Origin of the sequence: Halomonas sp. SIMBA_159 (assembly GCF_046536035.1) — a bacterium.
Lineage (GTDB): Bacteria > Pseudomonadota > Gammaproteobacteria > Pseudomonadales > Halomonadaceae > Vreelandella > Vreelandella venusta_A.
In genome coordinates this window covers 126,200-139,302 of the sequence record NZ_JAWJBT010000004.1, presented here as the reverse complement: position 1 = coordinate 139,302, position 13,103 = coordinate 126,200, and the positions used below count along the sequence as shown (strand labels likewise).

Here is a 13,103-nt window from a genome sequence, read left to right as displayed (position 1 = left end):
GGGTAGAGCTTCGTAGTGTTGTTAGAATACGCGCTGCTCCTTCACCCATCGGCAGTGCGACGACCATGTTACAACCTGACTACTTTGACCCCGCATTGTCAGACAGCGCGTCTGACGATCACCTTTCCCAGCAGAACGACCTGCAGGATGCCAAGCAGAAGCGTGAATTCAACAAGTTGCAGAAACGCCTGCGGCGCGAGGTGGGAAACGCCATCATCGATTACAACATGATCGAAGAGGGCGACCGGGTGATGGTGTGTCTCTCTGGTGGTAAAGATAGCTATACGATGCTGGAGATTCTGCGCAACCTACAGCGTAACGCACCGGTTAATTTTTCCCTGGTGGCGGTCAATATGGATCAAAAGCAGCCGGGTTTTCCAGAGCATGTGCTGCCCCGGTATTTAGATAAGCAGGGTGTGGAGTACCACATTCTGGAGCGTGATACCTACTCGGTGGTGAAGGAGAAAACCCCAGAAGGTAAAACTACCTGCGCGCTTTGCTCGCGTCTGCGGCGTGGCTCGCTGTACGGTTTTGCCGAAGAGATCGGTGCGAACAAGATTGCCCTTGGCCATCACCGGGAAGATATTCTTGAGACGCTGTTCTTGAATATGTTCTTTGGGGGCACTTTAAAAGCGATGCCGCCAAAACTGCTTTCGGATGACGGCAAAAATATTGTGATTCGCCCGCTGGCGTACTGCAAAGAGGCGGATATTGCGGAGTTCTCACGGCTAATGGAGTTTCCGATCATCCCCTGCAATCTGTGTGGTTCGCAGCCCAATATGCAGCGTCAGGTGGTCAAAGAGATGCTGGCGGAATGGGATAAAAAACATCCTGGCCGATTAGAAAGTATGTTTAAAGCGGTCACCAACGTGGCCCCTTCGCAGCTTGCCGACCGTGCGCTGTTCGATTTTGCCGGTTTAGAAGCCAAGCAGGCTGCGTTGATGGAAGGACGCATTCAGGCGTTTAACGTGTAATTGTCTGCGCCTCTTCTTCTGCCAGGGTGATGAGGCGCTGCATATCTAAAATATTGACCTCGCGACCTGAGACGGCCACCACGCTCTGCTGCTGAAAGCGGCTGAGAATACGGCTGACCGTTTCCACCGCCAGACCCAAATAGTTGCCCATATCCGCCCGAGACATGGAAAGCCGGAAGCTGTAAGGCGAATAGCCCCGGCGGCGGAAGCGGTCAGAGAGGGTAATTAAAAAGCTGGCCAGCCGCTGGTCGGCGGTTTTGCGCGATAGTAAGCGCATCATCCGTCGGTCATCGCGCAGCTCCTTACTCATACTGCGGTAAAGTTGGCCGCGCAGCTCAGGTATCTCTTCTGAGAGGGTGTCCAGGCGGTCAAACGGAATTTCGCACACCGTGGTGGTTTCCAGGGCAATCACGGTGCCGGGGTAGTGCTCCTCGTCGATGCCATCCAGACCGACTAACTCGCTGGGTAGAAAGAAATTAGTGAGCTGGTCGTTGCCATTCCCTTCGCTGGTTACCTGCTTCAAACTGCCAGAGCGCACGGCATAAACGCTGGTGAACGGATCACCCTGGCGAAACAGCGGTTCGCCTTTCTTCAGCGGCGAGCGGCGGCGAATAATGGCATCGAACTGGCTCATATCCTCAAGTTCCAAAGCGAGCGGTAGGCACAGCGAACTCAAGCTGCAGGTTTGGCAGCGCGCCTCTTGCAGCAGTGAGCGTCGTTGGCTGGCAGGATATGACATGTAATTCTCCCTTCTTATTAGCCATCATAGGCACAGGGGACAGGTGTCTCAAGGCGCTTATACAATTTTAGAATAGCGCTGGTTGCCCTGACGTTGTAAGTGAGTATCGAAGGCCATCGCTAGGTGCCGAATCAGAAGCCGACCGGTAGGCGTGGCTTGAAAATAGAGGCCTTGGCGCGTTAGCAGACGATCCTGCTCGGCGGTTTCCAGCTGCTCAATGGCGGTGGCAAAGTAGTCAGCAGCGTCTATTCCCCAGCGCTTACTCACCGTGTCTAGGTCGATGGCCATATCGCACATGAGCCGCTCAATGACGTCTCTGCGTATTAGGTCATCCTTATTTAATCTTAACCCTTTCACCGTCGCCAGCCTACCTTCATCTAAGGCCGCTTCATAGTGAGCTAACTGGGTAGGGTTTTGAGCATAGACATCGTCTACCCGAGAAATGGCGGACACTCCTAAACCAATCAAATCACACTGGGCGTGGCTGGAGTAACCCTGGAAATTACGCTGTAGCGTGCCGTTACGCTGGGCCTGGGCCAAACTATCGTCTGGGCGAGCAAAGTGATCCATGCCGATGTGTACGTAGCCTGCTTGAGTCAGCATCTCAATGGTGGTGTGTAGAATCGCTAGTTTTTCATCTGGGCTGGGTAGGTCGGCTTCATTGATGCGTCGTTGAGGGGCAAAACGCGTTGGCATATGGGCGTAGTTAAACACCGACAGCCGAGCGGGATTAAGCTCAATGACCTGATGAAGCGTATCGGCAAAACTTTGCTGGGTTTGAAACGGCAGGCCGTAAATCAAATCCAGATTAAGTGAGCGAAAGCCAAGGCGGTGTGCCTCATCCATTAAAGTTTCAGTAAGTACCCGCGGCTGAACGCGATTAATGGCCGTTTGCACCCGTGCGTTGAGGTCCTGCACGCCCAGACTTAGCCGGTTGAAACCGAGTGATTGCAAATGACGCAGCGTAAAAACATCCGCTTCACGAGGGTCAATCTCGACGGCATAGTCTCGGTCGGGCGAGCTGGATAAGCCAAACCGAGCGTCTAGGCGGTCAATTAAATCGCTCATTTGAGCGAGGGTCAGAAACGTAGGGGTACCGCCTCCCCAGTGTAGCTGCTGCACAGGCCGCTGGGTGTCCAGATGACGTGAGGTGAGCACCATTTCTCGGTCTAGCCGCGATAAGTAAGGCTCTGCGAGGGCGGTATTTTTCGTAGCGATTTTATTACATGCACAATAAAAGCAAATTTTGCGACAGAACGGTACGTGCACATAGAGCGAGAGCGGCTTTTGGCTGGCGTTGCTGCGCTCAAGCGCTTGGGTTAGATCGTCAGCGGTGAATTGATCGTGAAACGAGAGTGCCGTTGGGTATGAGGTATAGCGAGGGCCGCTGGTGTCGTAGCGGCGTATCAAAGCGTCGTCCCAGGCAGTGGCCTCAGCCGCTGCGGAAGTAGGGTGAGCGAGGGCAGCAGTGGCATGAACGGGCATAGGAAGCGCTCCGGCGTAACAGGGCAAGCAGATAAACGGATGCGCCTATGCTATGCCAGCGCACTGGGCAAAGCGTTGAGCTATATCAAGCAACGGCGTAATAGCCGAGCGCTGAAAGAGTGGCGTTGATAGTGCTCAATGCCCAGCGGGGGAGAGGAGTGCCCAGAGCTGCCATAGCGCAAAACTGATAATCGTCAGCGCGGCGAGGCTGCGCGTGGCGGGGTGGCGAATTAAGTGGCTAAGCTGACGGGCAGCAAGGCCTGTTGCCAGTAAGGCGGGCAGGGTGCCTAAGCCGAAAGCACCCATCAGCAGCGCCCCCTGGAGCGGGTCAGCAATCGCTAGGCTCCAGGCGAGCATGGAGTACACCAGCCCGCAGGGCAGCCAGCCCCATAAGGCACCTAAGGCAAACGCTTGGGGCAGGTAAACCACGGGCATCAAACGCCTGCCAATGGGTTCGATATAGCGCCAAAGCCTGCGCCCTATGGCTTCCACTTTTAACAGGCCTTTCCACCAGTTAGCGATATACAGTGCCATTAAGATCAGCATCACCGCAGCCACTACCTGCAGTGCAATACGTGCTTCAGGTGAGAGCGATATCAGCGTGCCGAGGGCGGCCACCATAGCACCCGCGGTCATGTAGCTGAGAATACGCCCTAGGTTATAGCTGAGCAGTAGCCCGCCCATGCGGGCAGGGTGGCGCATGCTGGGCGGCACGGCAAAGGTAAGGGCGCTCATAATACCGCCGCACATGCCAATACAGTGGGCACCGCCCATTAAGCCAAAAACAAATGCCGCCATCAGCGGCGGCAGGTCAAGTCCGGTGGGATTCATGGGGGCGGCTCACGGTCGCGGGGTGGCTTGGCCGTTTTTTTACGCTCGGCACGCTGGTCGGGTGTGAGGTCGTTGTCGTCATCGTCAAAGAGAATACGATGAGCAGGGCCTTCTAAATCATCAAACTGATCGTTCTTGACGGCCCAAAAGAAGGCCCACACGGCCAGCCCCAAAAGAATCAGCGAAAGAGGAATCAGCAGATATAAAATCGTCATACGGTCACCGGTGTCGCAGGCACCACCTGGGGAGCAGGCGTCGTGCGCCAGCGGGTGAGGCGTAGCGCATTACCTACCACGACCAGAGAGCTTAACGACATCCCAATCGCAGCAAGCCAAGGGGGCACCAGGCCCATCGCTGCCAGCGGCAGCGCCGAAAAGTTATAGCACACCGACCACACCATGTTTTGGCGCATAATACGCCGAGTGGCGCTGGCAATCTCAATGGCTTCGAAAATACGCATTAAACGCGGGCTGAGCAAGACCGCATCGGCCCGGGTGCGTGCCAAATCGGTGGCGCCATTCATGGCAATGGCTACATCAGCACCCGCGAGTACCGGGACATCGTTAATGCCGTCGCCAATCATCACTACACACTCGCCCTGTGCCTGCAGCGCGCGAAGTCGCTCCAGCTTGCCTTCCGGTGACTGTCCCGCATGCCAAGTCGTGATGTTGAGCTGCTCCGCTAAGCTCTGTACGGCTTCCTGCGTGTCGCCTGATAGTAACTCAACGTGAAGCCCCTTCGCCTGAAGGGCAGCTACAGTTTGCGCAGCGTCTTCACGGATACCGTCGTGGAGCTTAAACCAGGCCCGTGGAGCGTTATCTTCACTGAGCAGCAGCCACTGCCCGCTGCTGGGCGGCGTGAGTGGTTCCGTCGTCGCAAAATCGGGCTTGCCCAAGCGCCACGTGGCACCGTTCAGCACGCCTTCTAGGCCGCTTCCCGTCACGCTTTTTACCTGGCGCGCCTGTAACGTGGCGTCCCGGAACGGGCGAAACGCGCGGGCGATGGGATGCTCGGAGTGAGCTTCCAGCGCGGCGGCAATGGCGCGCAGCTGTTCACTGCTCTGTGCTGTTAACGGGCAGGTTTGGGTGAGCTGCATCTCGCCGCGGGTCAGTGTGCCGGTCTTATCAAAAATCACCCGCGTGACGTTAGAGAGCGATTCGATGGCGTCGGCGCGGGTAATGAGCACGCCGCGCTGGCGCAGTTGCCCATGCCCTGCCGTGAGTGCGGTTGGGGTGGCGAGTGCCAGCGCGCAGGGGCAGGTCACCACCAAAACCGAGAGCAGCACCCAGAGTACGCGGGAAGGGTCAATAAACCACCACGCCACGGTGACACAGGCAGTGACTACCAGCAGGCGTAGTACAAACAGGTGCGCCATACGCGCTGCCATTTGCGCCAAGCGCGGGCGGCTGGCAAAAGCGCGGTCGGTTAAATCTACAATGCCCGCCACGCGTGCATTGTTGCCCGCATGAGTCACCCGTACCGTGAGCGGGTTTTCCATGTTCTGGCTGCCGCCTACCACCTGTTCGCCCACTCGGCGGGTGACGGGCAGGTACTCGCCGGTCAACATCGACTCGTCCAGGCTAGACTCGCCATCTTCAATGATGCCATCGGCAGGGACGCCGTGGCCTGGTTTGATCAGTACACGGTCGCCGGGGGCAAGCTCACTGGCAGGCAAAATACGTTCGCTGCCGTCGGCTTCCAGGCGGGTTGCCGATACAGGCAGCACGCCACTCAGCGCATTGCCGCTATGGCCGCTGCGTCGCCTAGCGCGCCCTTCCACGTAGCGGCCAAACAGTAGGAAGAAGGTAAACATGGCGACCGAGTCAAAATAGACCTCGCCGACGTTGAACAGCACCGCATAGCTGCTGGCGAGATAAGCGCCACCAATCGCCAGTGAGACGGGCACATCCATGCCCAGCACGCCGGTTCTAAGATCGCGCAGGGCGTTGCGGAAGAAGGGGAGCGCTGAAAAGAATACCACCGGCGTGGCTAGCGCGAACGAGAGCCAGTGAAACAGCGCAAAGAAGTCCTCGCTGAGTTCCCCAGGCCCCGATACGTAAATGGGGATGGAGAACATCATTACCTGCATCATTCCCACCGCCGCCACGATCAGGCGGCGTACGTTCATGCGCTCTTCATGCTGCAAGCGCATTTGGGCATGGTCGGGCTCGTAGGGCTGCGCATCATAGCCAATGGAAGCCAGCTCGGCGAAGAGCTGGGAGAGCTTGATGATAGCCGGGTCCCAGGAGACGCGTAGACGGTGATGCGTTAGATTGACCGCACTGGAAGCAACCCCTTCTAGTGCGTTTAAGCGGTGCTCAATAAGCCACGCGCAGGCCGCACAGGTAATGCCTTCTACAGCAAGCGTTGCCCTAACGTGGCCCTCATCGCCGTCTGCGTGCACAAACTGTGCTTGCAGGCCGGGGTCGTCGAAGACTGACCAAGTATCCGCTTTGGCGGCTTGGCGCTCATCGGGACGCTCGGGCAGTTCGGTACGGTAGCGGTAGTAGCTCTCTAAACCGCCATCCACAATGGCGTGGGCCACAGCTTCGCAGCCGGGACAGCAGAGGGAATGGGGCGTGTCATCAATGACAATACACCACGGTGCCCCGTCGGGTACCGGGCTGCCGCAGTGGTAGCAGCCCAATGGGGAGGAACTCAACGAGGAGGAACTTGGCGCGGTGGTGCTCATTCGCTCTCTGATCGTCCCCCTGGCAGCAGGGCAATGCTCTCTTCATTGGGGAAGCGGGCTTCGCCGATCAGTCGCCAATCAGCGTCATCACCTTGCACAGGTTGAATCTGTAGATACCAGCGGTAGCGCAGGTTATCCGGGCCTTGGGTGATATAGCGGCCTTCGCGCACGTGTTCGAGTACAAAGGATTGGTCGCGGTCATCTTCCGTGGGGAAGATAAGGTCCAAATAGAGTTTGTCCGGGCGAACATCGCCCGCAAGGTCGATCACAATATCGCTCGTCAGTGGGTCGATGCGCAGGTCGGCGCTCAAGTTTAGCTCTCGCGCGCGCTCCTGCTTCGCCAGCACCATATTGATCGCCTTGCCGTGCTCGTAGTAATCCTCCTGGACCACCATGCCGTCGTAGCTTTTGATCGACATGACCGCAAAGGTAATACTGAATATGATGGACGAAAACAGTAGGCCTAGTAAAAACCACGGCCAAAACTGTTTGTACCAGGGCGGAATCGGTGTGTCTGACATGACGCGTTTATCTCCTAATGTCACTCAAGAACCGCGCTTCGCGGGTCTGGCGAATCTGATCATCTTGCTGCGCTTGCAGTGTAAAAGTAATCGCGTGGCTGGGTTCGCTTAACGTATCTGGGGCTGCCAGCACAGTAATCACCTGAATACGTGATTCACCGGCGGGCACGCGTAGCGAGGTATTATCCAGTTGCAGGTTAGGCAGGCCCGCCGCGCTGATGTCATAGGTATGATCCTGGGCGTCCAAATTGCGCACGGTCAGGCTGTACACATTGCTGATTTGGCCTTCGCGGGTCATTTGGTAAAGCTGTGTGCGCTCGCGTTCCGCGTCAAAGCTCAGCGGCGTGCGGTCGTTAATGGTCCAGGCAAAGGCGGCCACCATGACGATCAGAGCAACAAAATAGCCGATTAATCGAGGGCGGAGAATATGGCTTTTCTTGCCTTCCAGCGCGTTTTCCGTGGTGTAGCGAATCAGCCCTCGGGGGTAGCCCATTTTGTCCATCACGCTGTCGCAGGCATCAATACAGGCGGCGCAGGTGATGCACTCGTATTGCAGACCGTCGCGAATGTCGATCCCGGTAGGGCACACCTGAACACACAGCTCGCAGTCGATACAGTCGCCCAAGCCAGCTTCTCGTGCCTGGATATGGCTGAGCGATTTTTTGCGGTGGCCACGCGGCTCGCCGCGTGCTTCGTCGTAAGAGACAATGAGCGTATCGCGATCAAACATGACCGACTGGAAGCGGGCATAGGGGCACATATAAATACACACCTGCTCACGCAGCCAGCCTGCATTGAGGTAGGTGAACACCAAAAAGAAGCCCACCCAAAAATAGGACCAGCCATGGGCCTCCAAGGTGGGAAGTTCCATTACCAGGTCACGAATCGGCGTAAAGTAGCCTACAAATGTGATGCCAGTCGCCAGGGCAATCAGTAGCCAAGCGCTATGCTTAGCGCCTTTGCGCCACGCTTTACTGGCGTTCATTGGCTGGTTATCTAGTTTGATGCGCTGGTTGCGCGAGCCTTCGATGCGGTGTTCCAGCCAAATGAATAAAAATGTCCAAACGCTTTGTGGACAGGTGTAGCCGCACCAGACCCGTCCCGCAAATACAGTGATTAAAAACAGCCCAAAGGCGCAAATAATCAGCAGCCACGACAACAGGATAAATTCCTGAGGATAAAACGTGGCGGCAAAGATATGAAATTCCCGGCCTGGCAGGTCAAACCACACCGCAGGGCGGTCACCCCAGTTTAGCCAAGGGAGTAGAAAGAAACCCATCATCAGAGCCCAGTTGGCGCTGCGCCGTACCTTTTGAAACAGCCCTTTGATTTCCCGCACATAGATGTGTCGACGCTTGGCGTACATCTCTTGGGTGGTGGTGTCACCAGGCGTGTGGTGTCCAACGGTGGGCGGCGTAATATCGTGGCTAGGTATTTTTTCCATGGCGGTGATCGCAGCTCCATAGGCAGGAGTGGGCATTAGCATGGCTAACGCAACATTAACTCGCGATTGAAATCGCGGCGCTGTATGCCGAGTCGCTACACACAAATTGCTAAACAATAGTGTAACGGATAGCCGGGTGGCTGAGCGGATGCTAGATGTAGAAAGGGTGCGGTATGTAACCGCACCCCTTCGTACACGCTGGCGTTAAACGCCTACCAACGGGGCTAGTCGTTGAAGCGCAGGCTGTAAACGTAGGCAGCCACTAGGTGAACACGCTCTTCACCAATGTATGCCGCCTGGGCAGGCATGTGGCCGTTACGACCGTTACGCAGTGTTTGACGAATAGAGTCGCCAACGCTTTGGCCTGGTGCCAGATAGAGCCACACATCGTCGGTCAGGTTGGGTGCGCCAAGGGCAATATTGCCGGTGCCGCTGGGCGTGTGACACGCTGCGCACGCTGCCAGGAAGGTATTTTCACCGCTGGCTGCGCGCTCGGCATCATGCTCTTCACCGGAAAGCGACAGCACGTACTGGGTCAGGTTTTCGATGTTATTTTCACCGAGCTGCTGCCAAGCAGGCATTAAACCGTTACGGCCATTGTTCAGCGTAGTCAGGATGTTTTCAGGCTCGCCACCATACAGCCAGTCGTCGTCGGTCAGGTTGGGGAAGCCGTAGCCGCCCTGGGCGTTAGAGCCATGGCACACGGCGCAGTTGTTCAAGAAGATGCGCTCTGCCACCTGCATGGCTTCGCCATCGCGTGCCAACTCGGGAATCGGCACTTCCTGATACTGGGCAAAAATCGGTGTAAAGCGATCTTCGGCGTCAGCCACTTCCTCTTCCCACTGGCTCTCCTGGGACCAGCCCAGAATGCCCGCGTAATTACCCAGGCCTGGGTAGAGCACTAAGTAGCCGAGTGCAAACACAACGGTAAGAATGAAGAGCTTAAACCACCACTGCGGCAGCGGGTTGTCGTACTCTTCAATGCCGTCAGCCGCGTGGCCGGTTGTTTCGACATTACCATCAGCATCGGGGGTTTTATCGGTGCGGCGGTTGGCTAGCAAAAGCCAAACGCTCAGCGCGATCGTGCCCAGTGTGATGACAATAATCCAGGCGCTCCAGAAGCTGGATAGGGAGTCACCCCATAAATTATTCATCTATTTTTATCTCCCCTGTCGTGGCGGGAATCCGCTTCGTGTTCGGTCGAAGCATGCTTATCACGGGTCGGCTGCTCATCATCGTCATCGGCAAAGGGCAGGTGAGCCGCTTCGTCAAAATCTGTTTTGCGTCGCTTAGAGTAGGCCCAGAAAAAGATGCCAATAAAAGCGAAGATCAAAATCAGCGTGATCAGGCCGCGGAAAGTTCCCGTATCCATAACTTAACGTGTGCCCTCGAGCACGGTTCCTAGCTGCTGCAGGTAGGCGACCAGGGCAGTAATTTCCTGGGTGCCGCGTACATCAGCGGTGGCAGTGGCGATGTCGTCATCGGTATAGGGTACGCCTAACTGACGCAGGGTACGCATTTTAGCCGGTGTTGCCTCGCCATCGAGGGTGCGCTCAAACAGCCAGGGGTAGGCAGGCATAATAGATTCCGGCACTACGTCGCGCGGGTTGTACAGGTGCGCACGGTGCCAATCGTCGCTGTAACGGCCGCCTACGCGCGCCAGGTCTGGCCCGGTACGCTTAGAGCCCCACAGGAAGTTGTGCTCGTACACCTGCTCGCCCGCTACGTTGTAGTGGCCGTAGCGCTCGGTTTCTGCACGGAAGGGGCGCACCATCTGCGAGTGACAGCCTACACAGCCCTCACGGCGATAGATATCGCGGCCTTCCAGCTCAAGTGCGGTTAAAGGGCGTAGCCCTTCGACCGGCTCGGTGGTCTGCTTTTGAAAGAACAGCGGAACGACTTCGGCCAAACCGGCAAAGCTGATCACAACCAGGATCAACACGGCGAGTAGGCCAACGTTCTTTTCAACAATCTCGTGTTTCATTGGTCTTAACTTCCCCGGTTTAAGCGGCTTGCGGCGCAGTGAGGCCGATGGCTTCGCGACGCTTCACGGTCATGTACACGTTGAAGGCCATCAGGAGCATACCGGTTACCCAGAAGAGGCCGCCCACCATGCGCACGAAGTAGCCAGGGCCACTGGCCTCAACGGACTCCACGAAGGTGTACATCAGCGTGCCGTCTGCGTTAATGGCGCGCCACATCAAGCCCTGCATAATGCCGTTAACCCACATGGCAGCGATGTAAAGTACCGTGCCGATGGTCGCCAGCCAGAAGTGAACGGCGATTAAGTTCACGGAGTACATTTCGGTGCGACCAAAAACGCGCGGAATCAGGTGATACATAGAGCCGATGGTAATCATCGCCACCCAGCCAAGCGCGCCAGAGTGAACGTGGCCAATGGTCCAGTCGGTGTAGTGCGACAGCGCGTTGACGGTCTTGATCGCCATCATCGGGCCTTCAAAGGTCGACATACCGTAGAACGACAGGGCAACCACCAAGAAGCGCAGGGTCGGGTCGGTGCGCAGCTTATGCCAAGCGCCTGAAAGGGTCATCATGCCGTTGATCATGCCGCCCCAGGAGGGTGCCAGCAGAATGATCGACATAATCATACCCAGCGACTGCGCCCAGTTGGGCAGCGCGGTGTAGTGCAGGTGGTGCGGGCCTGCCCACATATAGATCATGATCAGCGCCCAGAAGTGGACGATAGACAAGCGGTAGGAGTAGATCGGGCGCTCGGCCTGCTTCGGCACGAAGTAGTACATCATGCCCAGGAAGCCCGCTGTTAGGAAGAAGCCTACCGCGTTGTGGCCATACCACCACTGCACCATCGCATCGACAGCACCCGCATAAATCGAGGTGGAGTACATGGGCGTGACGGGAATCGCGGCGTTGTTGACGATGTGCAGAACACCCACGGTCAAAATAAACGCAGCAAAGAACCAGTTCGCCACATAGATGTGCGACGTGGTGCGTTTCTTAACCGTCATCAAGAACACGATTGCATAGCTGATCCACACTACCGCCAGTAGTATGTTAATCGGCCATTCGAGCTCTGCGTACTCTTTGGTCGTGGTGTAGCCCATCGGTAGCGAGACCACCGCAGACAGGATAACCGCTTGCCACCCCCAAAAGGTGAACGCTGCGAGCTTGTCAGAGAACAGGCGTGTCTGACAGGTACGCTGAACGACGTAATAAGACGTCGCAAAGAGCGCTGAGCCACCGAAGGCGAAAATCACGGCGTTAGTGTGTAACGGACGAAGACGCCCGAAGCTAGTCCAAGGTAGGCCGAGGTTCAGTTGCGGCCAGACCAGCTGGGAGGCAAGGATAACGCCAAGCGTCATACCTACGATGCCCCACACAACGGTCATAATCGCGAACTGCCGAACTACCTTGTAATTGTAGGTCGGGTGTTCCAATGCTGTGCTCATTTCATGTTCCCATCGAACGCGGTTAGGGGGTAACCCATGGCATTTTGCAATCGCACGTTGCCATCGCATTTTGCACGGGTGCGGCCACCCGCTTGATGATGCAGGTCAATATCCGGCCTCGATTCTATCGCAGCCGCGCCCTAAGCTGAACACGCCAATGGATGTAACGCTGAATTATTAGGAGTCATGAGTGTCGTACTACGCCGACCACGAGTTTAGGGACACGACGCCAGAGGCGCTGACCGAGCTGTCAGCGAACCCAGCTATTCAGCGGTTTATCGTCGATGGCTACGGCCCTGTTAGTGTTTCAGGCATCCCCAAAATAGGGCGAATAGTGCTGGCACATGGCGCGGGGGCAGGGCACCTGTCTGATTTTATGCGGCAATTTGCCGCGACGCTTTCCAGCCAAGGACTTCAGGTCTGGGCGATTGATTTCCCTTATATGCAGCAAATGAGTGAGCTAGGCAAACGTCGTCCTCCGCCGCCGGTGAAGAAAACCGTCACGCATTTTGCTGCTTGGTACGATCTCATCGCTCCGTTGGACAACAGCCCACTGTGGGTTGGGGGGAAATCCATGGGAGGTCGCGTTGCGTCACTGTTTGCCAGTGAGCGCCGCTGTGGAGGTGTGGTGGCAGCAGGCTATCCTTTTCATCCGCCTAAAAAGCCTGAGTCACTGCGCACGGAGCATCTGACAGCGATTGTTGACCCAATTGTTATCCTCCAGGGTGAACGCGACCCTTTTGGCACCCGAGCAGAGGTGTCTAGCTATGGCCTGCCGTCATCCATCTTTATTAAATGGCTGACGGATGGCGATCATGATTTCAAGCCTAGGCGGGCGTCTGGAATAAATCAGCAGTTTTTGATTGACGAAGCGGCCATAGTTGCGGCATCCTTCGTCCGCGCTCACCAAGCGGTTGCCGCAGGAACGTTTAGTACACGGGTTTAAATCAAAAGTTTAAACGTAAAGTATTGACAATCCTCCAGGCTTC

General features: G+C 56.5%; 13 protein-coding genes. 2 read left to right on the top strand and 11 right to left on the bottom strand.

From position 1 onward, the window contains the following. Nucleotides 1–65: 65 nt before the first annotated feature. The gene (gene ttcA, locus R0J87_RS04000; protein WP_404463912.1) at nucleotides 66–974 is read left to right on the top strand and encodes a tRNA 2-thiocytidine(32) synthetase TtcA; all 909 of its coding nucleotides are present in this window, start codon (nucleotides 66–68) and stop codon (nucleotides 972–974) included. On the opposite strand, the gene fnr is transcribed toward ttcA, so the two are convergent. The 11 genes from fnr to ccoN all read right to left on the bottom strand — a co-directional run bounded on the left by fnr (nucleotide 964) and on the right by ccoN (nucleotide 12,114). Continuing rightward, nucleotides 964–1,713 carry a fumarate/nitrate reduction transcriptional regulator Fnr gene (gene fnr, locus R0J87_RS03995; protein ID WP_404343351.1) on the bottom strand — a complete coding sequence of 250 codons (750 nt, stop codon included), beginning with the start codon at nucleotides 1,711–1,713 and terminating at the stop codon, nucleotides 964–966. The two genes, ttcA and fnr, sit on opposite strands and share 11 nt — an antisense overlap. Before the next feature lie 57 nt (nucleotides 1,714–1,770). Then, the gene (hemN, locus tag R0J87_RS03990) at nucleotides 1,771–3,198 is read right to left on the bottom strand and encodes an oxygen-independent coproporphyrinogen III oxidase (protein WP_498884506.1); all 1,428 of its coding nucleotides are present in this window, start codon (nucleotides 3,196–3,198) and stop codon (nucleotides 1,771–1,773) included. A 135-nt stretch (nucleotides 3,199–3,333) separates the two neighbouring features. After that, a complete protein-coding gene (locus R0J87_RS03985; RefSeq protein ID WP_404343347.1) occupies nucleotides 3,334–4,029 on the bottom strand; it encodes a sulfite exporter TauE/SafE family protein in 696 nt (231 codons plus the stop codon). Beyond that, nucleotides 4,026–4,244 carry a cbb3-type cytochrome oxidase assembly protein CcoS gene (gene ccoS / locus R0J87_RS03980; RefSeq protein ID WP_404343345.1) on the bottom strand — a complete coding sequence of 73 codons (219 nt, stop codon included), beginning with the start codon at nucleotides 4,242–4,244 and terminating at the stop codon, nucleotides 4,026–4,028. Before ccoS ends, R0J87_RS03985 begins: the two co-directional genes overlap by 4 nt. Beyond that, a complete protein-coding gene (locus tag R0J87_RS03975) occupies nucleotides 4,241–6,721 on the bottom strand; it encodes a heavy metal translocating P-type ATPase (protein WP_498884504.1) in 2,481 nt (826 codons plus the stop codon). The genes ccoS and R0J87_RS03975 overlap by 4 nt, the downstream gene beginning before the upstream one ends. Then, on the bottom strand, nucleotides 6,718–7,242 hold the full coding sequence (locus R0J87_RS03970) for a FixH family protein (RefSeq protein ID WP_404463907.1): 525 nt from the start codon (nucleotides 7,240–7,242) through the stop codon (nucleotides 6,718–6,720). The genes R0J87_RS03975 and R0J87_RS03970 overlap by 4 nt, the downstream gene beginning before the upstream one ends. Nucleotides 7,243–7,249: 7 nt before the next feature. Further along, nucleotides 7,250–8,686 carry a cytochrome c oxidase accessory protein CcoG gene (gene ccoG, locus R0J87_RS03965; protein WP_498884563.1) on the bottom strand — a complete coding sequence of 479 codons (1,437 nt, stop codon included), beginning with the start codon at nucleotides 8,684–8,686 and terminating at the stop codon, nucleotides 7,250–7,252. Nucleotides 8,687–8,910: 224 nt separating this feature from the next. Then, complete coding sequence (gene ccoP, locus R0J87_RS03960) at nucleotides 8,911–9,840, bottom strand: cytochrome-c oxidase, cbb3-type subunit III (RefSeq protein ID WP_498884502.1); 930 nt, start codon at nucleotides 9,838–9,840, stop codon at nucleotides 8,911–8,913. Next, the gene (locus R0J87_RS03955; protein WP_404343337.1) at nucleotides 9,837–10,058 is read right to left on the bottom strand and encodes a cbb3-type cytochrome oxidase subunit 3; all 222 of its coding nucleotides are present in this window, start codon (nucleotides 10,056–10,058) and stop codon (nucleotides 9,837–9,839) included. The genes ccoP and R0J87_RS03955 overlap by 4 nt, the downstream gene beginning before the upstream one ends. A 3-nt stretch (nucleotides 10,059–10,061) precedes the next feature. Then, nucleotides 10,062–10,670 (bottom strand): cytochrome-c oxidase, cbb3-type subunit II, encoded by a 609-nt coding sequence (gene ccoO / locus R0J87_RS03950; protein WP_404343335.1) that lies wholly within the window; start codon nucleotides 10,668–10,670, stop codon nucleotides 10,062–10,064. Nucleotides 10,671–10,689: 19 nt separating this feature from the next. After that, nucleotides 10,690–12,114, bottom strand: coding sequence for a cytochrome-c oxidase, cbb3-type subunit I (gene ccoN, locus R0J87_RS03945; protein ID WP_404343333.1), 1,425 nt, complete (start codon nucleotides 12,112–12,114; stop codon nucleotides 10,690–10,692). Nucleotides 12,115–12,304: 190 nt separating this feature from the next. On the opposite strand from ccoN, the gene R0J87_RS03940 reads away from it, so the two are divergent. Beyond that, the gene (locus R0J87_RS03940) at nucleotides 12,305–13,060 is read left to right on the top strand and encodes an alpha/beta fold hydrolase (protein WP_498884499.1); all 756 of its coding nucleotides are present in this window, start codon (nucleotides 12,305–12,307) and stop codon (nucleotides 13,058–13,060) included. Nucleotides 13,061–13,103: the final 43 nt, after the last annotated feature.

Excerpts from the sequence above, each read along its gene's own strand:
- ttcA (WP_404463912.1), top strand. The coding sequence starts at position 66 with ATGTTACAACCTGACTACTTTGACCCCGCATTGTCAGACAGCGCGTCT.
- hemN (WP_498884506.1), bottom strand. The coding sequence starts at position 3,198 with ATGCCCGTTCATGCCACTGCTGCCCTCGCTCACCCTACTTCCGCAGCG.
- R0J87_RS03970 (WP_404463907.1), bottom strand. The coding sequence starts at position 7,242 with ATGTCAGACACACCGATTCCGCCCTGGTACAAACAGTTTTGGCCGTGG.
- R0J87_RS03985 (WP_404343347.1), bottom strand. The coding sequence starts at position 4,029 with ATGAATCCCACCGGACTTGACCTGCCGCCGCTGATGGCGGCATTTGTT.
- R0J87_RS03955 (WP_404343337.1), bottom strand. The coding sequence starts at position 10,058 with ATGGATACGGGAACTTTCCGCGGCCTGATCACGCTGATTTTGATCTTC.
- ccoP (WP_498884502.1), bottom strand. The coding sequence starts at position 9,840 with ATGAATAATTTATGGGGTGACTCCCTATCCAGCTTCTGGAGCGCCTGG.
- ccoG (WP_498884563.1), bottom strand. The coding sequence starts at position 8,686 with ATGGAAAAAATACCTAGCCACGATATTACGCCGCCCACCGTTGGACAC.
- ccoO (WP_404343335.1), bottom strand. The coding sequence starts at position 10,670 with ATGAAACACGAGATTGTTGAAAAGAACGTTGGCCTACTCGCCGTGTTG.
- ccoS (WP_404343345.1), bottom strand. The coding sequence starts at position 4,244 with ATGACGATTTTATATCTGCTGATTCCTCTTTCGCTGATTCTTTTGGGG.
- ccoN (WP_404343333.1), bottom strand. The coding sequence starts at position 12,114 with ATGAGCACAGCATTGGAACACCCGACCTACAATTACAAGGTAGTTCGG.
- R0J87_RS03975 (WP_498884504.1), bottom strand. The coding sequence starts at position 6,721 with ATGAGCACCACCGCGCCAAGTTCCTCCTCGTTGAGTTCCTCCCCATTG.
- fnr (WP_404343351.1), bottom strand. The coding sequence starts at position 1,713 with ATGTCATATCCTGCCAGCCAACGACGCTCACTGCTGCAAGAGGCGCGC.